This is a genomic window from Kitasatospora aureofaciens, assembly GCF_019192735.1.
GTDB lineage: Bacteria > Actinomycetota > Actinomycetes > Streptomycetales > Streptomycetaceae > Kitasatospora > Kitasatospora aureofaciens_A.
The window spans coordinates 269126-290001 of the sequence record NZ_JAHTKP010000001.1 but is presented as its reverse complement, the minus strand read 5'-3'; the positions used below and the strand labels follow the sequence as shown (position 1 = coordinate 290001).

Here is a 20876-nt window from a genome sequence, read left to right as displayed (position 1 = left end):
CAAAGCTGTCGAAGATGACCTGAAAAGCTGCACGGCGCCACCGCGGGAGGGTCTATGCTTTTCGAGGTTTGAAAAGGCACCTCGTTCGGTGAGGCGTCTTCACGGACACAGGCCACTGACCCGACGACGTCGAGAGACGCCCAGGTTCAGGACAGATCTTCCCGAGTTAAGGGTTGATCCCAAGTGGCTTCCCCGCAGGACCGATTGCGTCCGGGGATTACGCCGTGAAGTGCCAAAGCTCTGACGAGTTGGGGTGTACCGGTCCGGCGGACCGGTGTGCTCCTTGCCGTGTCGTGACGCGGCGCACAGACGGTGCGCCCCCGGCCGGGAGGAGGCGAGAAACATGGACTCCAGTAGTCCGGGCCATAGTTGCCCCTACCCCCGCTTGCTCTCGAACACCTCCGGCACGCGGTAACAACCTTCCCTGCGCGTTCACCCGACGCTTCGTCCTGCGCTGCGCCTCGCTCTGCGATGCGCTCAACCTCGCCCTGACGCAAGCCGTCTGACGTATCGTCATGCCATCACGGCACCCGAGCCCGCCCCGAGCCGGCTCATGCTGCCGTGCGGCCGTCCGATGCTGTGCGCCCGCAGGGAGGATTGCTGCTGCGTGCCCCCTGAAGGCCCCCTCAAGGCAGGGGGCGGGGAGGCTCCACCATGGCCAACGTGATGCTGGACCCGCAGGTTCCCACCGCTCGCACCGCGGTGCTGGACGACGCCCATGTCGGCGACATCAAGGGTGCCCTCGGCACCATCCGGCTCGATGACGACGCCCCGCGCCAGGGGCTGTCCGCAAGAGTGAAGACGCTGCTCGCGATCATCGGCCCCGGCCTGATCGTGATGGTCGGCGACAACGACGCCGGCGCCTTCTCCACCTACGGGCAGGCGGGTCAGAACTACGGCACCCAGCTGCTGTGGACGCTGCTCATGCTCGTCCCCGTGCTGTACGTCAACCAGGAGATGGTGCTGCGTCTCGGCGCCGTCACCGGCGTCGGCCACGCGCGGCTCATCCTGGAGCGCTTCGGCAAGTTCTGGGGCGCGTTCAGCGTCATCGACCTGTTCCTGCTCAACGCCCTGACCCTGGTGACCGAGTTCATCGGCGTCACCCTCGCGGCCGGCTACCTGGGCCTGCCCAAGGTCGCCGCGGTGGTGCTGGCCGCCGCGATCATCATCGCGTCGGCGTTCACCGGCTCCTTCCAGCGCTTCGAGCGCGTCGCGGTCACGCTCTGCGTCGGCTCGCTGCTGCTGGTGCCGATCTACTTCATGGTCCACCCGAAGACCTCGCAGATGGCGCACGACTTCGTGGTGCCGAGCATGCCGGGCGGCTCGGGCGAGCTCGCGGCCGTGATGCTGGTGATCGTCTCCATCGTCGGCACCACCGTCGCCCCGTGGCAGCTGTTCTTCCAGCAGTCGTACGTCATCGACAAGCGCATCACCCCGCGTTTCATGAAGTACGAGAAGGTCGACCTGTGGATCGGCATCGCAGTGGTCATCGTCGGCGCCGCCGCGATGATGGGCCTCACGGCCGCTGCCTTCGCGGGCACCGACGGCTTCGGCCAGTTCTCGGACGCGGCCGCGGTAGCCAAGGGCATCGAGGACAAGGCCGGCCACCTGGCGGGCGTGCTCTTCGCCATCGCCCTGCTGGACGCCTCGATCATCGGCGCCTTCGCCGTATCGCTGTCCACCGCCTACGCCATCGGCGACGTCTTCGGCATCAAGCACTCCCTGCACCGGGGCGTCAAGGGCGCCAAGGGCTTCTACGGGATCTACGCCGGCCTGGTCGTGGTCGCCGCCGCGATCACCCTGCTGTCCACCGGCTACACCCAGGGCCTGATGACGCAGTTCGTCCAGGTGCTGGCCGGTGTCCTGCTGCCCTCCGCCACCGTCTTCCTGCTGCTGCTCTGCAACGACAAGGCCGTCCTCGGCCCGTGGGTCAACGGTCCGAAGACCAACGCCTTCACCTCGGCCGTGGTCGGCGTCCTGGTCATGCTGTCGCTCATCCTGACCGCCGCCGTGGTCTGGCCGGACATCAGCTCCGACGCGATCCTGTGGATCATGGCCGGCTGCGGCGTGGCGGGCGTCCTGGTCGCCGGGTACTTCTTCACCTTCGGCCGCCGGGGCACCAAGGAGGACCCGATCGACCGCACCGGCCGCGAGACCTGGCGGATGCCCCCGCTGGAGACCCTGGAGAAGCCGGTCATGTCCACCGCCCGCAAGGTCGGCATGGGTGCCCTGCGCGCCTACCTGCTGGTTGCGATGATCATGGTCATCATCAAGATCGTGCAGACCGCACTGAGCCACTGAGCCACCGGAGACACCCCGCACGGACGGGTGGTGGGCAGCGAGCCCGCCGCCCGTCCGTTCCGCTTTCCCGCGTGATTCCCGCGATCCCGAAGGAGGTGCCGCCGTGCACACCCTGACCACCGTCGACTTCCTGATCCGGCTCGCCACCGGCGTCGCCTGCGGCGGGCTCATCGGCGTCGAGCGCCAGTGGCGGGCCCGGATGGCCGGCCTGCGCACCAACGCCCTGGTCGCCGCCGGGGCCACCTTGTTCGTCCTGTACAGCGAGGCCATCGGCGACGCCGGCAGCCCGACCCGGGTCGCCTCCTACGTCGTCTCCGGCATCGGCTTCCTCGGCGGTGGCGTCATCCTGCGCGACGGCGCCGGTGTCCGCGGCCTCAACACCGCCGCCACCCTGTGGTGTTCGGCCGCGGTCGGGGTGCTCGCCGCCTCCGGCAAGCTGGAACTGGCGGTCCTCGGCACGCTCGCCGTGCTCGCCGTCCACCTGGTGCTGCGCCCGGCCGGCCGACTGCTCGACCGCGCCCCGCAGTCCGGCAGCGACCCGGACTCCACCGTCCGCGCCACCGTCCACCTGGAGTGCGAGCGCAAGTCCGAGAGCCACATCCGCGCCCTGCTGCTCCAGGCCCTCGGCGCCTCCGGACTCGCCCCCACCGGCCTGCGCGCCCGCCGCGCCGACCACGGCGAGGCCACCAGCCTGCGCGCCACCGTGGCCATCACCGGCCAGGTCGCCCCTGCGTTGGAACAGGTCGTCAGCCGGCTCTCCCTCGAACCGGGCGTCCGCGACCTGCACTGGCACCTGGAGGACGAACCGGACGACCCGAGCCAAGCGGCGCTCGCATGAGGGAGTAGAACGGAAGCGCCGTCACACGACCGACCGGGAGGCCCGATGCTCACACCCGACCCCAAGCACGGGCCGCTCGTGCCGATGCTGCTGGTGCTCACTTTCGTCACCGGCGTCGTGGACGCAGTCAGCTACCTCACGCTCGGCCATGTCTTCGTCGCCAACATGACCGGCAACGTGGTCTTCCTCGCCTTCGCTCTGGTCGGTGCCGCCAACCTCTCCGCGACCGCCTCGCTCACCGCCCTCGCCGCCTTCCTGCTCGGCGCGCTGGCCGGCGGCCGGCTCGCCGAGCGGCTGCCCGACCACCGCGGGCGGCTGCTCCGGGCCGCCGTCGCCGTCCAGGCGGTGCTCGTCGGGGTGAGCACCGTCCTGGCCGCGGCGGCCGGCCACACCGCCGACCCGGCCCGCTACACCCTGATCGGCCTGCTCGGCCTGGCGATGGGAGGCCAGAACGCGGTGGTCCGCTCGCTCAAGGTGCCCGACCTGACGACGACCGTGCTGACCATGACGATCACCGCCCTCGCCGCCGACCGCACCGGCCCCCGACGACTCGCCTCCGCCCTCTGGATGTTCGCCGGAGCCCTGGTGGGCGCCGTCCTCGTCCTCGACGCGAACGTCCCGACGGCGCTGGCGCTGGCCCTGGCCCTCCTCGTCACGGTCGCCGCCCTCCTCCACCGCCCCAGCCGGACCACCCCGCCCTGGTCCCACCCCAACGGAGCGTGAGGAGAGGCCCTTTGGGCACCTTCCCTGCTTACGGGTGGTAGATCTCCTTCATCGCCGTCACCTTCCCCTGCGCGTCGCGGTGGATCGTGAAGTACGGGGTACTGGCGAGCTTGTACGTCGGCAGTTCGGTAGGCGTGATCGTGCGCTCCTTCGTGCCCTTCCCGCTGAACTCGATGACCTGCACCACCGCGTTCTTCGCCAGCACGTAGCTCGCCGCGTCGCCGGTCGGCGTGTAGGCGACGGCCTCCTCGTTGCTGACCTTGTACGTGCAGCTCACCGGCGTCAGGTTCACCTTCGTCACCCCGCCGCCGGTCGTGGCCGAGTCGAGCTTGACGGTCTCCGGCTGCGCCGGGTCCTGGTGGCAGGGCTTGACGGCCTCCGAGGCCGTCGGCGCCGGCGTGGTCGGCGTGGCCGGGGTCGCGGTCGGCGCCGCGCTCGCGGTCGGTGCCGGTGAGGCAGGGGCCGCGGTGGTGGCCGCGGGCGGCGCCGCGGCGGGCGCGGGGGCCGGGTCGTCCGGCCCACAGGCCGTGACGAGTGCGGCCAGGCCCAGCGCGAGCGCGGCGGCCACAGCGGTGCGACGGTTGTTCATGTTCGTTCCCCCGAGTACGGATTGACTGCCGGGGGAGACGCGGTTCGGCCGCCGCCGGTTTCAGTCCTCGTGGCGATGGCAGGGCCGGCCGCTCCAGAGCGGTTCGAGCCGGGCCCAGGAGCGGGCCCAGGCTGCGTCGGCCCGTCGGTCGAGCGCCCGGAGCCGGAGCCGGAGGCCGAGGACGAGGAGGGCCAGCAGGGCGAGCAGCCCGCCGGCGCCGGCGCAGGCGGCGGAGACGGCGCGGGCGGCGCGGTCGAGCGGGGGAGTGGCGACGGCGCCGTCGGGGTCGACCCAGATGCGGACGACCGTGCCGGCGGTGGCCGCGCGGGGTGCCTGGACGACGCCGCTGTGCGGGTGTCCGGCGGGGTAGGTCCAGGCGGCCTCGGCGTCGACGCGGCTTTCGTACCCGTCGGCGAACCGGCTGCCGGCGGTGCCCTGTTGGGGCGCACTCAGCACCACGGCGTCGACCTGGTGGAGCCGCCCGCGGTCGGCGTCTGCCCCGGGTGCGGCGGCGCGGTAGCTGACCAGGGCTCCGGCGACGGAGAGGGCGACGGCGACCAGCAGTCCCAGGGCGGCGAGGACCCAGGCCCGGGCACGGGCGCGGTCGACGGCCCGGACGAGCGGCTCCCCCTGTCCGCCGACGACCCGCCGCAGCCGGCGGCCGACACGGCGCAGGAGCGACGCGGGCCGGACCGGGCGGGGGCTGCTGGACACGATGACGGCTCCTCAGAGGTGTTGGGGTGGTGCGGTGGTGGGCCGCGTTCCGTTACCCAATGTCCACCCGACGCTTACTCGGGCACAAGAGCCGTGCGGGGGCGTACGACCGGGGCGGGTGCCCGCCGAACCGGGGTGTTCGGCCCGCTACAAGCCCTGCCCACCCGCGCCTGCCTAAGGGGTTTCCTCAGGTCAGAGCTATATTCTCGCCAGATATACACTCAGGGTATACGCGTGGGATATGCTCCTCCCATGAGTGTTCCCTTGACCCTGTTGGGCCTGCTGGAGCGCGAGCCCAGCCATGGCTACGACCTCAAGCGCGACTACGACGCCTTCTTCGGCCGCGGGAAACCCCTCCCGTACGGCCAGGTGTACGCGACGCTCGGCCGGCTGGCCCGCGACGGCAAGGTGGTCGCCGGCGAGGCCGAGCCCGGCGACGGCCCCGAGCGCAAGCGCTACGTGATCACCGAGGCGGGGGTGACGGAGTTCGAGACCTGGCTCAAGGACCCGGTCGCGCCCGAACCCAACCTGCAGAGCGTGCTGTTCACCAAGGTGGTGCTGGCCCTGATGCTGGGCCGCGACGCCGAGGAGTACCTGGACGCCCAGCGCGCCGCCCACCTGCGCCGGATGCGCGAGCTCACCGAACTGCGCCGCACCGGCGCCCTGGTGGACGCCCTGCTCGCCGACCACGGCCTGTTCCACCTGGACGCGGACCTGCGCTGGATCGACCTCACCACCGCCCGCCTGGACGCGCTGGCCGAGGCGGTGCGCTCATGACCGCCGTGATCGAGGCCCGCGACATCGCCCTCGCCTTCGGCGAAACCCCGGCCCTGCGCGGGGCCGGCCTGTCCGTCGAGGCCGGCGAGGTGCTGGCCATCATGGGCCCGAGCGGCTCGGGCAAGTCGACGTTGCTGCACTGTCTGGCGGGCATCCTGGTGCCCGACTCGGGCGAGGTGCACTTCAACGGGCAGCGGCTCGACACCATGAACGAGGCCCAGCGCAGCGCCCTGCGCCGGGACAGGTTCGGGTTCGTGTTCCAGTTCGGCCAACTGGTACCGGAGTTGACGGCGGAGGAGAACGTCGCCCTGCCGCTGCTGCTGAACGGCGTGCGTCGCGCCGCCGCGCTGGCCGAGGCCCGGCCGTGGTTCGCCCGGCTCGGCCTGGACGGCCTGGAGAAGCGCCGCTCCGGCGAGCTGTCGGGCGGTCAGGCGCAGCGCGTCGCGCTGGCCCGCGGCCTGGTGGCCCGCCCGCAGGTGCTGTTCGCCGACGAGCCGACCGGCGCCCTGGACTCGCTGACCGGCGAGCAGGTGATGGACCTGATGGTCGCCTCGGCCCGCGAGCAGGGCACCACCGTCATCCTGGTCACCCACGAGCCCCGGGTCGCCGCCTACGCCGACCGCGAGGCGATCGTCCGCGACGGCCAGGCCCGGACGCTCTCCGCCGGGCCGGTGGCCTCGTGATCGCCTTCTCGCTCCGCCTGGCCGTCAGCGGCGGCCGGGAGGCCGTCGCCCGGCTGATGATGATCGTGGCGGCCGTGGCGATCGGCGTCGGGCTGCTGCTCTCCACGCTCGCGAGCGTCAACGCGATCGACAAGGCCAACGGGCGGCAGCTCTGGATGAATTCGGGGGTCAAGAGCCGGACCGAGACGGCCCAGGTCGACCCGCTCTGGTGGTACGCGCACGGGGACTTCTACCAGGGCAAGGAGATCTTCGAGGCCGAGGTCGCCCCGACCGGGCCCACCTCGCCGGTCCCGCCGGGCCTGAGCAAGTTGCCGGCCCCCGGCGAGTACTACGCCTCGCCGGCCCTCGAAAAGCTGCTGCGCGACGTCCCGGCCGTCGAATTGGGCGACCGCTTCCCCGGCCGGCTCGCCGGAACCCTGGGCGACGACGCGCTGCCCTCCCCGGACAGCCTGTCGGTGGTCATCGGCCGCACGATGGACGAGGTCAAGGCGGGCCCGAGGGCCGGGCAGATCACGACCATCGCCACCACCCTGCCGGCCGAGTGCGACAACGACTGCTACGGCCACGGCGTGCGCGGCGACGCGATGACGCTCATCCTCACCGTGGTGGCCGGCGCGCTGATCTTCCCGGTGCTGATCTTCATCGGCACCGCGACCCGCCTCTCCGCCGCCACCCGCGAACAGCGCTTCGCCGCGATGCGCCTGGTGGGCGCGACCCCGGGGCAGGTGTCGGTGGTCTCGGCGGTCGAGTCAACGGTGGCGTCGGTGATCGGTACGGCCGTCGGCTTCGGCGTGTACGCCGCGCTGCGCCCGCTGGTGGCCACCGTGCCGTTCACCGGGGACCGGTTCTTCGCCTCCGACCTGAGCCTGACCGCGCTTCAGGCGCTCGGAGCCGCGCTGGGCGTGCCGGTGGCGGCGGCGATCGCCGCCCGGGTCGCGCTGCGCCGAGTCACCATCTCGCCGCTGGGCGTCTCCCGCCGGGTGACCCCGAAGCCGCCGCGCGCCTGGCGACTGATCCCGCTGGTGGCGGGCCTCGGTGAGCTCGGCTACTTCGTGGACAACCGGCCGCCGACCACCAACGGGCAGTCGGCGGCCTATCTGACCGGCTTCCTGCTGGTGATGCTGGGCCTGGTGATCGCCGGGCCGTGGCTCACCAAGACGGCCGCCCAGGGGGTGGCCCGGCGGACGAGCCGTCCGGCCACGCTGATCGCGGTGCGCCGGCTGGCGGACGACCCGAAGGCCGGGTTCCGATCCGTGGCGGGCCTGGTGCTGGCGCTGTTCGTGGTCACCACGACGGTGAGCGTCATCGGCACGATCAACGCGAACCGGGGTTCCCTGAGTGGCGATCCCGAGGTGCGCAAGGCCGTCGTGCACACCCCCTCGTTCGACATGTTCCGTCCCCGGACGATGGGTGCCGTGCCTGAGAGCCTCCTGGCCTCGGCCCGGGCCGTTCCCGGGTTTCGCGGCCTGGCGCTGGCGCACGACAACCCGGCCGGGATCGGCAGGGACCCGCACGACCCCCGGCCCATGCCCCCGCCCGCGCTCGTGCTCTGCTCGGAGCTGGCGCAGATCCCGGTGGTCGGTCACTGCGCGCCCGGAGCGGCCGTCGCGGCCGTCCCGTTCTGGCAGTTCGTCGATCTTCAGGAGGCGAGTAACCAGGAGTGGCCGACCGCGCCGGTCTCCTCCCAGGAGGTCGCCGGGCTGCCGGTGCGGCTGATCTACGCGACCACCGACGGCTCGTCGGCGGCCATGGAGCAGCTGCGGACCCTCTTCACCACGGCCTACCCGACGTACGAGGCCAGGATGGCCGCCGACTGGGGCAGCGAGTCGCAGAAGCAACTCCAGGGCTGGCGCCAGCTCGCGAACGTCGTCCTGCTGACCACCCTGCCGATCGCCGGGTGCAGCCTCGCGGTGAGCGTGGTCGCCGGACTCTCCGACCGCAGGCGGCCGTTCGCGATCCTGCGGCTGACCGGGGCGCCGCTGCGCCTGCTGCAACGGGTGATCGGCCTGGAGAGCGCGCTGCCTCTGCTGGGGGTGTCGGCGATCTCGATCGGGACGGGCTTCGCGGCGGCGGCCATGTTCCTCAAGTCGCAGATGAGTTACGACCTGGTGTCGCCGGGCGCGCTCTACTACGGGCTGACGGCCGCCGGCCTGGTCGCGTCCCTGGGCATCATCGCCTCGACGCTGCCGCTGCTGAAGCGGATCACCGGCCCCGGGGCAGCCCGCAACGGCTGACGATCCGCCGCGAACCGCCCCGGGGCCACAGGGGAGCCCCGGGGCGGTTCGCGCGTGTTCAGCCGATCCGGTAGGCGTGCGTCCCTGCCCGCCGGACGCCGTCCGTCCCCGGCAGCCAGGCCGCCAGGACGAGGGACGACGGGTAGAACATCGGCTCCGGCAGCGCGTCCACCGGGAAGCGCTCCCAACCGCCGCACGTCCGACCGGGCGCTCCCGCCGCTGATCAGCCCGGATGAATTACCGGCGGTCCCGTGCTTCCACCGGTGTGTGCGGCCGACCGATCGGGTACCGGTGCTCCGTCCATTCCATCCGCCTTCCCATCCGGCCCGCACGGCCCAGACCTGGAGGTCCGCATGTCCACCGACTCCAGCGCACGGAACTGCCCGTTCGACTTCGCCGAGTCCCTTGAGTTCGACCCGACGCTCCGGCAGCTCATGAACGACGCACCGGTCAGCCGCATCCGCCTCCCCTACGGTGAGGGGGAGGCTTGGCTCGTCACGGGGTACGACGACGTGCGCACAGTGACCACTGACCGGCGTTTCAGCCGCCACGCCGTCGTCGGCCGGGACTTTCCGCGCATGACTCCCGAGCCGATCGTCCAGGCCGAGGCGATCAACGTCATGGACCCGCCCGCCAGCGCCCGCCTGCGCAGCCTGGTGTCCAAGGGCTTCACACCCGACCACATCGAGCGGATGAGGGACCGTACCCGGCACGTGGTGAACGAGCTGCTGGACCGCATGCGGGACCAGGGTCCCCCGGCCGACCTCATGGAGCACCTGGCCCACCCGCTCCCGCTGATCACGATCTGCGAGGTCCTGGAGATCCCCGAGGCCGACAGCGCACAGCTGCGCGCCAACGCCCGGACGATGATGAACGTGGGCCTGGGAAACAAGCCGGACGCGGTGCGGGCCAAGGCCGACCTACGGGCGTACTTCGCCGAGCTGACGGCCGAACGGCGCAGGAACCCCGGTGACGACCTGATCAGCGCGCTGGCCACGGCCCGCGACGGCGACGAGGTCCTCGACGAGAAGGAACTCACCGTGATGGCCATGGTCCTGCTGATCACCGGCCAGGACACCACGACGTACGAGCTCGGCAACCTCTCGTACACCATCCTCACCCGGCCCGACGTGCGCGCCGCACTGCGCGAGCGGCCCGAGATGCTCACCCAGGCGATCCAGGAGATGCTGCGCTTCATCCCCTTCCGCAAGGGCGTCGGCATCCCCCGGGTGGCCCTTGAGGACGTGGAGCTGAGCGGGGTGACGATCCCGGCGGGGGACATCGTGCACGTCTCCTACCTGACCGCCAACCGAGACGGCCGCAGGTTCGACCGGCCCGACGAGCTGGACCTGGAGCGGACCAGCCCCTCCCACATGACCTTCGGCTGGGGTGCGCACCACTGCCTCGGCGCACCGCTGGCCATCACCGAACTCGAAGTCGCCCTCGGGACTCTGCTGGAGCGCTTCCCCAGGATCGCGCTGGCGAAGCCGGCCGCGGAGCTGGCGTGGAACACCACGTCGATCTGGCGCTATCCGCTCGCGCTGCCAGTCACCTGGTGACGGTGCCCCCACGCTCCGGCGCTCGCCTGCCGCCACGTTGCTTCCGGCATCATCACGCACGTCGGCCCGCACACCTCGGAGTGTGCGGGCCGACGTGCGTGATGGGCCCACCTTCCGTAGATTGGGCTGACGTGGCCCGAACCAACTCGCGGCCAGCACGACCGCCCGCACCGCGAGCATCCGATCCTCGCTCTGTCGGCTCGTCTGCCACGCTGTTGGGTTCCGCCCGGTGAGTCCGAGCCGCCCGCGCCGTCGCCGCCCGCGCCGTCGCCGCGCGCGGCTCGCAGCGGCTGCCGTCGAGTGGTGAATTCCCGCCCCCGCCAAGGTCGCACCGGGAACACTGCCGTCAGGAGGAAGTCCCATGGCAGTTCTGTGCAAACCGGCGATAGCTGTACCCGAGCACGTCATCACCAACGAGGAAACCCTCGAACTGGCGCGCAGACTCCACCACGGCCATCCACAGCTCGAACTGGCGTTACGCCTCATCAAGAACACCGGAGTGCAGAAGCGGCATCTGATCCAACCCATCGAGGTGGTGCTGAAGCACCCGGGGTGGGACGCCCGGAGCGCCGTCTTCGAGCTGGAGTCCAAGGCCCGCGTCCCGGCGGTGGTGGTCAAGGCCCTCGAACAGGCCCAGGTGGAGCCGTCGCAGATCGACCTGATCGTCTATGTGTCGTGCACCGGTTTCATGATGCCGTCGCTCACGGCGTGGCTGATCAACAAGCTGGGCTTCCGGTCGGAGACCCGGCAGCTGCCGATCGCCCAACTGGGCTGTGCGGCCGGCGGCGCGGCGGTGAACCGGGCCCATGACTTCTGCTCGGCCTACCCGGGCGCCAACGTGCTGATCGTGGCCTGCGAGTTCTGCTCGCTGTGCTACCAGCCCACCGACCTGGGCGTGGGGTCGCTGCTGTCCAACGGCCTGTTCGGCGACGGGATCGCCGCCGCCGTGGTCCGGGGCGAGGGCGGGACCGGGATCCGGTTGGAGCGCAACGGCTCGTACCTCATCCCGAACACCGAGGAGTGGATCTCCTACGCGGTCTGCTCCACCGGATTCCACTTCCAGCTGGACAAACGGGTGCCAGGGACGATGGAGCCCCTCAGCCCGGCCCTGCGTGCGGTGGCGGAGCAGCACCAGTGGGATGTGGGCATGCTGGACTTCTACATCGTCCACGCCGGTGGTCCACGGATCCTGGACGACCTGAGCCACTTCCTGGAGGTGCCGTCCGAGGCGTTCCGCTTCAGCCGGGCCACCCTCACCCAGTACGGCAACATCGCCAGTGCGGTCGTGCTCGACGCCCTGGCCCGGATGTTCGACGAGAACTCGGCTCTCGACGGCCACCACGGCCTGCTGGCCGGGTTCGGCCCGGGTATCACCGCCGAGATGTCCCTGGGCACCTGGGCGTCGCCCGATTCCTGACGCGCGAAGTCGAGCGGCTCCATCTTCCGAGTCGGGTCGATCGAGCCCGTCGTGGGGTTCGGTCGCCCAGGGTGCTGGATGTCGCTGTCAGGCGGCTGCCGTCCCGTGGCTTCGCTCCTCCATCCGGCCGTTCGTCCGGCCGTCGGCATACCCCTATCGGCTGATCCGGACAGGAGCCGGCACCCGCGCACCGCCGTGGCGACGACGCGGGGGCCGGCTCCTGTGTTTGCCTCGGGCTGGAGGTGTGCCTGTGAAGACCGGAGACGGAAGCCCCGGGAACCGTGTTCCCCCCGCTGTACCGCGACGGCCGCTGCTGGCGGCAGCCGGGCTGGTGCCAGTGCTGGCCGGCCTGGGAGGGGATACCGCCGCACAGCTGGCTGCAGCCCGTGATCGCGGCAGTAGTCAGCCGGCCAGGCCGGCGCCCACCCCGGTGCCCACCACCGCGGCGGACTGGGTCGACGTCGTGCGGGCTCTCGGCCGGCCGGGCCACCTCATCCGCGGGATTTACCACCACACGCCCTTCCCGCGGCACGACCTGCATGTGGTCAGCCGCGGCGTCGACGTCACCCCCGGGCTCGCGCTGGGCTCGCACGTCTCCTTCGCCCGGTACGACAACGGCAGCACGCTGATGATGGGCGATCTGGTGGTGACCGGAGATGAACTGCCGGCCCTGACCGACGCCCTTCAGGCTCATGGGATCGCCCAGACCGCCATCCACAAACACCTGCCGGCCCAGACCCCTGACGTCTGGTGGACCCATGTCTGCGCACACGGCCATGACGTCGTGGCACTGGCCCGCGGGCTGCGGATCGCGCTCGACTTCACCGGCACGCCACCGCCCCACCCGCCCCGACCGCCCCGGCCCCTCGATCTGGACACCGCCGGCATCGACGCCGCGCTGGGTGCCGTGGGCACGAGCAGCGATGACGTCCATGCCTGTGTCTTCGTCCGCCGCGAGACCGTCATCGAGGAGGGGCACGTCCTGCCGGTCGGCCTGGGCGCGACCTCGGCCTTCAACTTCCAGCCGCTCGGCGGGGGGCGGGCCGCGCTCAGCGGCGACCTCGCCATGGTCGCCGCCGAGGTCCAGGAGGCACTCACGGCGCTGCGGCGGGGCGGTATCGACCTCGTCGAACTCCACAACCACGGTCTGACGGACGAACCGCGCCTCTTCTTCACCCACATCTGGGCCGAGGGCGATGCCGTGGACCTGGCCAGAGCGGTCCGCCCCGCGGTGGCCGCCACCAATGTCGTGGCGGCCACCATCTGACCGACCGGCGCCGGTAGCAAGCTTTCCCCCCGCCACGCCCGACGAGCGCGGCCGGCTGCCAGGAGCGCACCAGGTGTTCGCCCCCGCACCAGGTCCCCGCATCATGTGGCCGCCGGCCGGCCCGGGGGGCGGGTCCCGGGCAGGTGCGGTCGCGATGCAGAGCGCGCGAAGCTCGCTGATACTGAGCCAGAGGCCGGTGACGGAGCGCGGCGTGGACGCCACGGTCCGACACGCCCGGCCCGCGCGCCGTCGTGGGCGTGGCGGCCACTGAGCAGGGCGGCCGGAAGCCACGACCGGCGACCACTTGCCCGGCGGCATACCGACCGCCGAGTCCTGGACAGAGAGACCGGGAATGCTGAACCGACGAAACCTTTTGAAGGTCGCCGCCATAGGCGGCCCTACGGCCCTCCTCGGATGGGACCGCGCACCGGGCGGGCCCTCGGCCGAGCCCGTCGCACTGCCGGCCGCTCCGGCCAGATCGGCGCCCGGGGGAAGAGCCGCCCGGATCGTCCCCTTCGCGCACGCCATGCGGGTGCCCCCGGTGCTGAGTCCGGTGTCGCGGACGGGCTCCTCGGACCTGTACCAGCTGCGGATGGCCAGGACCCAGGTGGAGATCGTCAAGGGGCTGCTGACCACCGTCCGGACCTACGGCGACTGTTTCCCCGGTCCGACCATCCGGGCGGTCAAGGGCCGGGAGGTGGTGGTCCAGCAGACCAACGACCTGGACGTGCACACCTCCGTCCACCTGCACGGCGGCCATGTGCCGTCACGGTACGACGGCCTGCCGATGGACCTCGTCGAGCCCGGCGAGACCCGCGAGTACCGCTACCCCAACGAACAGGTGGCCGCCTCGCTCTGGTACCACGACCACGCGCACGGGCTGGAGGCCGAGAACGTCTACCGCGGCCTGGCCGGCGCCTACCTGCTCAGCGACCCGCACGAGAGCGGCCTGCCGCTGCCGGGCGGCGAGTTCGACATACCGCTGCTGATCCGGGACGCCCGAATAGAGACCGACGGCGGGCTGGTCTACACCGACCCGTACGCGTGCCCGCACATGCTGGTCAACGGCAAGGAGCGGCCCTACTTCGAGGTGGCGGCGCGCAAGTACCGCCTGCGGGTCTTCAACGTCTCGCCCAACCGCCATGTATCGCTGCGCTTCGCCGACGGCGAGCCGTTCACCCAGATAGCCTCCGACGGCGGACTGCTCGCCGCGCCGGTGCAGTTGGACGAACTGACCCTGGCCGGCGCGGAACGCGCCGAGATCGTGGTCGACTTCGCCCGCTACCCGGTCGGCGAATCGGTGGTGCTGGAGAACACGGCCGCGCTGGAGACCGAGCGGCCCGAGGTCCTGCGCTTCGACATCACCCGGACGGCCGAGGACCGTAGCCGGATACCGGACGTCCTGGCCACCCTGCCGCCGATCCCGCAGGCGACGGTGCACCGGGAGTTCGAGCTGACGACCTTCCCGGACACCAGGATCAACGGGCGCAAGTACGACCCGGACCGGACCGACGTGCGGACCACGGTCGGAACCAGCGAGATCTGGACGATCCACAACCACCTCACCCGCCGGCCGGCCGGGGTCTTCCACGCCCCCCACTCCTTCCACACCCACCTGGTGCGGTTCCGCGTGCTGGACCGTAACGGGGAGCCGGTCGGCCCGGCCGAGGCCGGACTGAAGGACACCGTCCCGATCCATCCGGGCGAGACCGTCCGGATTGCCATGACCTGGGGCGACTACCCGGGCAAGTACGTCTATCACTGCCACCACATGGTGCACTCCTCGCACGGCCAGATGGGCCGGATCGACGTGCTGCCCGCGGCAACGGAAGACCCCGATCAGGAGCTTGGGTCCTAGCTGGTTCTTCAGCCGATCCGGTAGGCGTGCGTCCCGGGTCGGCGGACGCCGTCCATGCCCGGCAGCCAGGCCGCCAGGACGAGGGACGACGGGTAGAACATCGGCTCCGGCAGCGCGTCCACCGGGAAGCGCTCCCAGCCGCCGCACGCGTGCGGCTCGGTGACGACCGCCTCGGCCAGGCTCGGCGGCGCCAGCACGGCGGCGGTCAGCCGGGGCCGGCCGAGCTCGTGGTCGAGCAGCACCGCGAGCACCCGCATCGCGTCGGCGGGCAGCACGATGCCGGTCTCCTCGGCGAGTTCGCGCGCCGCCGCCTGCTCGAAGGACTCGCCCGGGTCGTCCACCTTGCCGCCCGGCAGGCTCCAGGTGGGCGGCTCGCCGGCGGTGGTCCGGCGGCCGATCAGCACCCGGCCGTCCCCGGTGGGGACGATCACGCCGGCGCCGAGCAGTGGTGCGGTGGTCAACTCGCCATCTCCTTTGCGGGGTTTACCAGTTGGCGTGCTCGTAGTCCTTGAGGAAGCAGCCGTACAGATCCTCGCCCAGCTCGCCGCGGACGATCGGGTCGTAGACCCGGGCCGCGCCGTCGACCAGGTCGAGCGGGGCGTGGAAGCCCTCGTCGGCCAGACGCATCTTGTCCGGGTGCGGGCGCTCGTCGGTGATCCAGCCGGTGTCGACGGCGGTCATCAGGATGCCGTCGGACTCGAACATCTCCTGCGCGCTGGTGCGGGTGAGCATGTTCAGCGCGGCCTTGGCCATGTTGGTGTGCGGGTGGCCGGCGCCCTTGTAGCCGCGCTGGAACACGCCCTCCATCGCGGAGACGTTGACCACGTACTTGCGGCGGGACGCAGAGGCGGCCATCGCCGGGCGCAGTCGGCTGATCAGGATGAACGGCGCGGTGGAGTTGCAGAGTTGGACCTCCAGCAGCTCGACCGGGCCGACCTCGCTGACGGTCTGCACCCAGCTGTTGGTGGGCGCGAGGTCGGGCACCAGGCCGCCGGCGTCGATCGCGGTGCCGGCCTCGATCCGGGCGGGCGTGGCGGAGCCGGTGACGAGGGCGAGCGAGGTGACGTCCTCGGCGGCCAGCCGCTGCTCGCCGCCGCTCGCCTGGTGGGGGAGCGCGGGCAGGTCGACGGTGCCGCTGCCGAAGCGGCCGATGGTGGTGGCCTGCGGCAGCTCGCCGGCCGGCAGCGGCGCGGACTCGGCGTTGACCAGCTCGCGGTAGGACTCCGGCGGGCGGCGGACGGTCTGCGCGGCGTTGTTGATCAGGATGTCCAGCGGGCCGTCGGCGGCGACCTCGTCGGCGAGGGCCAGCACCTGGGCCGGGTCGCGCAGGTCGATGCCGACGATCTTGAGGCGGTGGATCCACTCGGCGCTGTCCGGCATCGCCTTGAAGCGGCGGATGGCGTCGTTGGGGAAGCGGGTGGTGATCGTGGTGTGGGCGCCGTCGCGCAGCAGCATCAGCGCGATGTACATCCCGATCTTGGCCCGGCCGCCGGTGAGCAGCGCGCGCTTGCCGGTGAGGTCGGCGCGGGCGTCCCGGCGGGCCCGGTTGAGGGCCGCGCAGCGCTGGCAGAGGTTGTGGTAGAAGGCGTCGACCTCGACGTACCGGCCCTTGCAGATGTAGCAGGAGCGGGGCCGCTCCAGGATGCCGGCGATCTCGGTGGTGGTGACGGTGGTCAGGCCGAAGGCGCCGGCCGTCTCGTCGTCGATCCGGCTGGGGGCGCCGGTGGCGGTGCGCGCGGTGACCTCGCGGTCGTTGGCGGTCTTGCGGGCCCGGGTCTCCTGGCGGCGGCGCTGCTTGAGCGTGCGGAATATGCCGCCGACGGCCTGGCGGACGGTGATTGCGTCCGGGTGGTCGACGTGCAGTTCGTCGAGTTCGGCGAGCACGTCCAGGCAGAGCTTCAGGCGCTCGGGGTCGAGGCCGGGGCCGTAGTCGATCTCCTCCTCGGCCTGGCTGTGCTCGATGTCCGTCTGCCTGATGTCCACGCCCGCCGTCGCTTTCCCGCTCGCCTCGCCGTTACCGCGTGAATGCTACGGGAGCGGCCCCGGCCGGGGCGAAAAGCGGGATCTTTGGATGATCCTCCAAGTCTACGCGCGGAGCCTTGATCTTGGTTTGTGTACAGCGCCAGCAATCGTCCTCGAACTGGCTTTTGCCCCCGCAGTCCCGGAGAATCGAATGTTGGGTGCCGGGCGCCCGAGTGCGCCCGGCGGCACAGCCGCAACCGCACCCGAGGTGTAATTTCTCCCAGCCAGAGAGCCCCCCTTCATGCGCTTCCTGAACGACCTCAAGCCCTCGTACGACCTGACGTACGACGACGTCTTCATGGTCCCCAGCCGTTCCGCCGTGGGCTCCCGGCAGGGCGTCGACCTCTCGTCGAACGACGGCACCGGCACCACCATCCCGCTGGTCGTCGCCAACATGACCGCCATCGCCGGCCGCCGGATGGCCGAGACCGTCGCCCGCCGCGGCGGCCTGGTCGCCATCCCGCAGGACATCCCCATCGAGGTCATCGCCGAGGTCATCGCCTGGGTCAAGCAGCGCCACCTGGTGCACGACACCCCGATCACCCTCGCCCCGGGCGCCACCGTCGCCGAGGCCCTGTCGCTGCTGCACAAGCGCGCGCACGGCGGCCTCGTTGTGGTCGAGGACGGCAAGCCGGTCGGCGTCGTCACCGAGTCGGACTGCCAGAGCGTCGACCGCTTCACCAGCCTCGCCGACGTCATGTCCCGCGAGCTGCTGCTCCTGGACGAGGGCATCGACCCGCGCTCCGCCTTCGACAAGCTCACCGAGGCGCACCGCAAGCTCGCCCCGGTCGTCGACGCCGACGGCAACCTGGTCGGCATCCTCACCCGCAAGGGCGCGCTGCGCGCCACCCTGTACACCCCGGCCGTCGACGCGGCCGGCAAGCTGCGGATCGCCGCCACCATCGGCATCAACGGTGACGTGGCGGGCAACGCCAAGGCCCTGATCGAGGCCGGCGCCGACGTGCTCGTGGTGGACACCGCGCACGGCCACCAGGAGAGCATGATCAGCGCACTGCGCGCGGTGCGCGGCCTGGACCCGCAGGTCCCGATCGTGGCCGGCAACGTCGTCTCCGCCGCCGGTGTCCGCGACCTGGTCGAGGCGGGCGCCGACATCCTCAAGGTCGGTGTCGGCCCGGGCGCCATGTGCACCACCCGGATGATGACCGGCGTCGGCCGGCCGCAGTTCTCCGCCGTCCTGGAGTGCGCCGCCGAGGCGCGCCGGCTCGGCAAGCACGTGTGGGCCGACGGTGGCGTCCGGCACCCGCGCGATGTCGCCATGGCGCTGGCCGCCGGCGCGTCCAACGTGATGATCGGCTCCTGGTTCGCCGGCACCTACGAGTCCCCGGGCGACCTGCAGACCGCCGCCGACGGCCGCCAGTACAAGGAGAGCTTCGGCATGGCCTCGGCCCGCGCCGTGAGCAACCGCACCGCCCAGGACTCCTCGTACGACCGGGCCCGCAAGGCGCTGTTCGAGGAGGGCATCTCGCACTCCCGGATGTTCCTCGACCCGGCCCGCCCGGGCGTCGAGGACCTGATCGACTCGATCATCGCGGGCGTGCGCAGTTCCTGCACCTACGCAGGCGCCAGCTCCCTGGAGGAGTTCCACGAGAAGGCGATCGTCGGGATCCAGAGCGCGGCCGGCTACGCCGAGGGCAAGCCGCTGCACTCCAGCTGGGCCTGATCGTCCGTACCGTCGGCGGCCGGCCGGTTCCTCGCCTCGGGGAGCCGGTCGGCCGCCGATGTCCCGGGTTCGCGATGGAGCCCGGGTTCGCGATGCGGCCCGAGCGGCAGCAGCAGGGCGTGGCCGAGCAGCCCGACCGAGCCGTCCAGCGCGGCGGCGAAGGCGTGCGCGGCGCACGGCACCCGGCGCAGTTCCCACAGCGCCCGGACGGCGGCCCAGGCCGCCTCGCGGGCGGCGTCCACCGACCACGCGCCGAGCAGGTGGGTGAGCGGCTCGGCCCGCTCCAGCAGGTCGGGTCCGGGCAGCAGCTGCTCCCGGACGGCGGCCTCCACCTCGGCCAGCACCCCGTTGACCCGGTGGTAGTCGTCCTCGACGTCCTCCGGCTCGCAGCCGAGCCGGCCGCAGGTGTCGAGGACGGCGAGCGGCAGGTCGTGCTGGATGTGGGCGTTCATCCCGGCAAGAGCCTGCTATCACAGCGGCTCGGAATGGACGCGCTGTGCCGCTGTACGTGACTGCCCGACCTGCGAAGATGCCCGATTCGACTCACGATTACGATCGTGCCATGGACCCTGTGACGCCGTACGACGGGTGCGGTAAATGCCTGCTTGGCGTGCGCCGCCTCTCGCGGATGAAGGACGCCACGTCGTCCCCGGCGCGGCAGCGCGACGAGATCCTCCGGGTCGCTGAGTCCGTCGGCGGGCACATCATCGCGTGGTCGGATGACTGGGAGGTGTCCGGGGCTACAGACCCTTTCACCCGTCCGGCCCTGGGCCCGTGGCTGCGCGGTGAGCGCGGACTGTTCAGCGGGCTCGCGGCGAGCATGGTGGACCGCCTTGGCCGAGACACGTACGAGGGGCTTCGCCTGGAGCGCGAGAATCGGGCTGCGGGCCGCTCGCTGCTCACGGGCGATCATCAGGGCTTCTGGGACATGGACGACCCGAACCAGGAGCTGGAATTCAACATGAAGCTCTTCGGGGCTCAGATCGAGCATCGCGCGATCCGGACCCGAAACCGGCAGGAGATCAAGCGGGCCCGAGCCGCTGGCGAACCACACAACAAGCCGTCGTACGGGTTCAAGTACGCGCGGCTGTCGCCCACGTCGAAGGTGGAACGCGCCGTCTTGGACCATGGTGACGCCAAGCGAGGTATCCCGGACGCTGCCGGAGTCCTGCGGGAGGTGAAGCGGCGCATCCTCGCTGACCAGACAGGGAAGATCACCGTCGCCACGGAGGCGTCCCGCCTCACCCGCGCAGGCGTCCTGTCGCCGAATGACCAGTTGCGTGCGAACTATGGCCGTGAGCCAAAGGGGACGCTCTGGTCCAACAAGAGCCTGAAGCGCATCCTCTGCAGTGAGGCCGCATTGGGGTACCTCATGCATAGCGGTAAGCCCGTTCTCGGCAAGGACGGCCACCCCGTGCGGATCGGGCCCGCGCTGTGGGACCGCGCCACCCGGGACGCGCTGATCGCGAAGACTGCGCCCAAGCGCACAAAACAGCGGGCGCCCAAGGGTGTGCACCGACAGTCCGGACTGATCAAGTGCGGGAACTGCGGGCACACGCTGATCGTCAGCGGCTCGGGCGGAAGCAGGGGCAAGGCGTGGAACCGTACCTACGCCTGTACAGCGAAGTTCCGGGGGCTGCCAGGAGCAGAGAATTGCAAGCCCGCGCCGTCCATCCACGTGGCGAAGGCCGACGCCGAAATGGAGGCGTGGTTCCTGGGTCGGTTCGGTCCCGCCGAGTACGTGGAACGGGTCTACGACCCCGGTACGGGCCTTGCCTCTCGAATTGCAGATCTGAAGGCCGACCGTGCCCGGCTCCGGGACGACCGCAAGGCGGGCTTGTACGACGAACCGGACGACGCCGAGTGGTACCGCACCGAATATGCCCGGATGGGAGAGGAATTGAAGGAGCTCAAGGCGCTGCCGGATCGGCCGGCCGGGTGGCGCAGGGTCCGCACCGGCCGGACTGTGGCGGCCGACTGGGCGGCAGCGCCGGACGAGGCCGCGCGCCGTGAACTGCTCGATTCCTTCGGAGTGTCAGCGGTGCTGTACCCGAGCACTGGAGAGCGCCGTTACGTGATCACCGCGAACCCAGAGGTGTGGACCCTGGCTGAAGTCCTGTCCAATCCGGCGCCCGCTTTGGGGGCGCCTCCGCGTAGCTCGACCGATGGCCGATGAAACCGCTGGGGGTCAAGGGGCAATGCCGCTTAGCTTA

At 71.3% G+C, this 20876-nt stretch carries 16 protein-coding genes, 1 pseudogene and 1 riboswitch; of the genes and pseudogenes, 12 read left to right on the top strand and 5 right to left on the bottom strand.

Annotated elements, in window-relative coordinates; genetic code table 11:
• The first annotated feature begins 73 nt into the window (after positions 1 to 73).
• Positions 74 to 260: riboswitch (M-box (ykoK) riboswitch) on the top strand.
• Positions 261 to 654: 394 nt separating this feature from the next.
• From KV557_RS01255 to KV557_RS01245, 3 genes are all read left to right on the top strand, one after another.
• Entirely contained in the window at positions 655 to 2301 is a 1647-nt protein-coding gene (locus tag KV557_RS01255; RefSeq protein WP_218197661.1) for an NRAMP family divalent metal transporter, read from the top strand.
• Positions 2302 to 2404: 103 nt separating this feature from the next.
• Positions 2405 to 3139 carry an MgtC/SapB family protein gene (locus KV557_RS01250; protein ID WP_218197660.1) on the top strand — a complete coding sequence of 245 codons (735 nt, stop codon included), beginning with the start codon at positions 2405 to 2407 and terminating at the stop codon, positions 3137 to 3139.
• Between the two features lie 45 nt (positions 3140 to 3184).
• Positions 3185 to 3862 carry a YoaK family protein gene (locus tag KV557_RS01245; RefSeq protein ID WP_218197659.1) on the top strand — a complete coding sequence of 226 codons (678 nt, stop codon included), beginning with the start codon at positions 3185 to 3187 and terminating at the stop codon, positions 3860 to 3862.
• A 28-nt stretch (positions 3863 to 3890) separates the two neighbouring features.
• Here the strand turns inward: KV557_RS01245 and KV557_RS01240 are convergent, their stop codons facing one another.
• Positions 3891 to 4451, bottom strand: a complete 561-nt coding sequence (locus KV557_RS01240) for a hypothetical protein (RefSeq protein ID WP_218197658.1) — start codon at positions 4449 to 4451, stop codon at positions 3891 to 3893.
• Between the two features lie 60 nt (positions 4452 to 4511).
• A complete protein-coding gene (locus KV557_RS01235) occupies positions 4512 to 5165 on the bottom strand; it encodes an Rv1733c family protein (protein ID WP_218197657.1) in 654 nt (217 codons plus the stop codon).
• A gap of 252 nt (positions 5166 to 5417) precedes the next feature.
• On the opposite strand from KV557_RS01235, the gene KV557_RS01230 reads away from it, so the two are divergent.
• The 7 genes from KV557_RS01230 to KV557_RS01200 all read left to right on the top strand — a co-directional run bounded on the left by KV557_RS01230 (position 5418) and on the right by KV557_RS01200 (position 14960).
• Positions 5418 to 5942: a PadR family transcriptional regulator gene (locus tag KV557_RS01230; protein WP_218197656.1), complete on the top strand. Its 525-nt coding sequence runs from the start codon at positions 5418 to 5420 to the stop codon at positions 5940 to 5942.
• Positions 5939 to 6625, top strand: coding sequence for an ABC transporter ATP-binding protein (locus KV557_RS01225; RefSeq protein ID WP_218197655.1), 687 nt, complete (start codon positions 5939 to 5941; stop codon positions 6623 to 6625). The genes KV557_RS01230 and KV557_RS01225 overlap by 4 nt, the downstream gene beginning before the upstream one ends.
• Complete coding sequence (locus KV557_RS01220) at positions 6622 to 8859, top strand: FtsX-like permease family protein (RefSeq protein ID WP_218197654.1); 2238 nt, start codon at positions 6622 to 6624, stop codon at positions 8857 to 8859. The genes KV557_RS01225 and KV557_RS01220 overlap by 4 nt, the downstream gene beginning before the upstream one ends.
• A 353-nt stretch (positions 8860 to 9212) precedes the next feature.
• Positions 9213 to 10418, top strand: a complete 1206-nt coding sequence (locus tag KV557_RS01215) for a cytochrome P450 (RefSeq protein WP_218197653.1) — start codon at positions 9213 to 9215, stop codon at positions 10416 to 10418.
• Between the two features lie 361 nt (positions 10419 to 10779).
• Complete coding sequence (locus tag KV557_RS01210) at positions 10780 to 11835, top strand: type III polyketide synthase (RefSeq protein ID WP_218197652.1); 1056 nt, start codon at positions 10780 to 10782, stop codon at positions 11833 to 11835.
• 430 nt (positions 11836 to 12265) lie between these two features.
• Entirely contained in the window at positions 12266 to 13102 is an 837-nt protein-coding gene (locus KV557_RS01205; RefSeq protein ID WP_308129712.1) for a DUF1259 domain-containing protein, read from the top strand.
• A 592-nt stretch (positions 13103 to 13694) separates the two neighbouring features.
• On the top strand, positions 13695 to 14960 hold the full coding sequence (locus KV557_RS01200) for a multicopper oxidase family protein (RefSeq protein WP_218197650.1): 1266 nt from the start codon (positions 13695 to 13697) through the stop codon (positions 14958 to 14960).
• 8 nt (positions 14961 to 14968) lie between these two features.
• Here the strand turns inward: KV557_RS01200 and KV557_RS01195 are convergent, their stop codons facing one another.
• Both KV557_RS01195 and KV557_RS01190 read right to left on the bottom strand, forming a co-directional pair.
• On the bottom strand, positions 14969 to 15421 hold the full coding sequence (locus KV557_RS01195; RefSeq protein ID WP_218197649.1) for a nucleotide triphosphate diphosphatase NUDT15: 453 nt from the start codon (positions 15419 to 15421) through the stop codon (positions 14969 to 14971).
• 22 nt (positions 15422 to 15443) lie between these two features.
• The gene (locus tag KV557_RS01190) at positions 15444 to 16937 is read right to left on the bottom strand and encodes an SDR family NAD(P)-dependent oxidoreductase (protein ID WP_374106581.1); all 1494 of its coding nucleotides are present in this window, start codon (positions 16935 to 16937) and stop codon (positions 15444 to 15446) included.
• 286 nt (positions 16938 to 17223) lie between these two features.
• Here KV557_RS01190 and KV557_RS01185 point away from each other — a divergent pair, with 286 nt between their 5' ends.
• A complete protein-coding gene (locus tag KV557_RS01185) occupies positions 17224 to 18663 on the top strand; it encodes a GuaB1 family IMP dehydrogenase-related protein (RefSeq protein WP_218197648.1) in 1440 nt (479 codons plus the stop codon).
• Here KV557_RS01185 and KV557_RS01180 read toward each other — a convergent pair.
• Positions 18624 to 19127 (bottom strand): annotated as a pseudogene (locus KV557_RS01180) (DUF5995 family protein); the annotation flags it as partial. The gene KV557_RS01185 and the pseudogene KV557_RS01180 overlap by 40 nt on opposite strands.
• A 98-nt stretch (positions 19128 to 19225) precedes the next feature.
• Here KV557_RS01180 and KV557_RS01175 point away from each other — a divergent pair.
• Positions 19226 to 20839, top strand: a complete 1614-nt coding sequence (locus KV557_RS01175; RefSeq protein WP_218197646.1) for a recombinase family protein — start codon at positions 19226 to 19228, stop codon at positions 20837 to 20839.
• Positions 20840 to 20876 lie beyond the last annotated feature (37 nt).

Excerpts from the sequence above, each read along its gene's own strand:
- KV557_RS01255 (WP_218197661.1), top strand. The coding sequence starts at position 655 with ATGGCCAACGTGATGCTGGACCCGCAGGTTCCCACCGCTCGCACCGCG.
- KV557_RS01245 (WP_218197659.1), top strand. The coding sequence starts at position 3,185 with ATGCTCACACCCGACCCCAAGCACGGGCCGCTCGTGCCGATGCTGCTG.
- KV557_RS01240 (WP_218197658.1), bottom strand. The coding sequence starts at position 4,451 with ATGAACAACCGTCGCACCGCTGTGGCCGCCGCGCTCGCGCTGGGCCTG.
- KV557_RS01230 (WP_218197656.1), top strand. The coding sequence starts at position 5,418 with ATGAGTGTTCCCTTGACCCTGTTGGGCCTGCTGGAGCGCGAGCCCAGC.
- KV557_RS01225 (WP_218197655.1), top strand. The coding sequence starts at position 5,939 with ATGACCGCCGTGATCGAGGCCCGCGACATCGCCCTCGCCTTCGGCGAA.
- KV557_RS01215 (WP_218197653.1), top strand. The coding sequence starts at position 9,213 with ATGTCCACCGACTCCAGCGCACGGAACTGCCCGTTCGACTTCGCCGAG.
- KV557_RS01210 (WP_218197652.1), top strand. The coding sequence starts at position 10,780 with ATGGCAGTTCTGTGCAAACCGGCGATAGCTGTACCCGAGCACGTCATC.
- KV557_RS01200 (WP_218197650.1), top strand. The coding sequence starts at position 13,695 with ATGGCCAGGACCCAGGTGGAGATCGTCAAGGGGCTGCTGACCACCGTC.
- KV557_RS01185 (WP_218197648.1), top strand. The coding sequence starts at position 17,224 with ATGCGCTTCCTGAACGACCTCAAGCCCTCGTACGACCTGACGTACGAC.
- KV557_RS01175 (WP_218197646.1), top strand. The coding sequence starts at position 19,226 with ATGGACCCTGTGACGCCGTACGACGGGTGCGGTAAATGCCTGCTTGGC.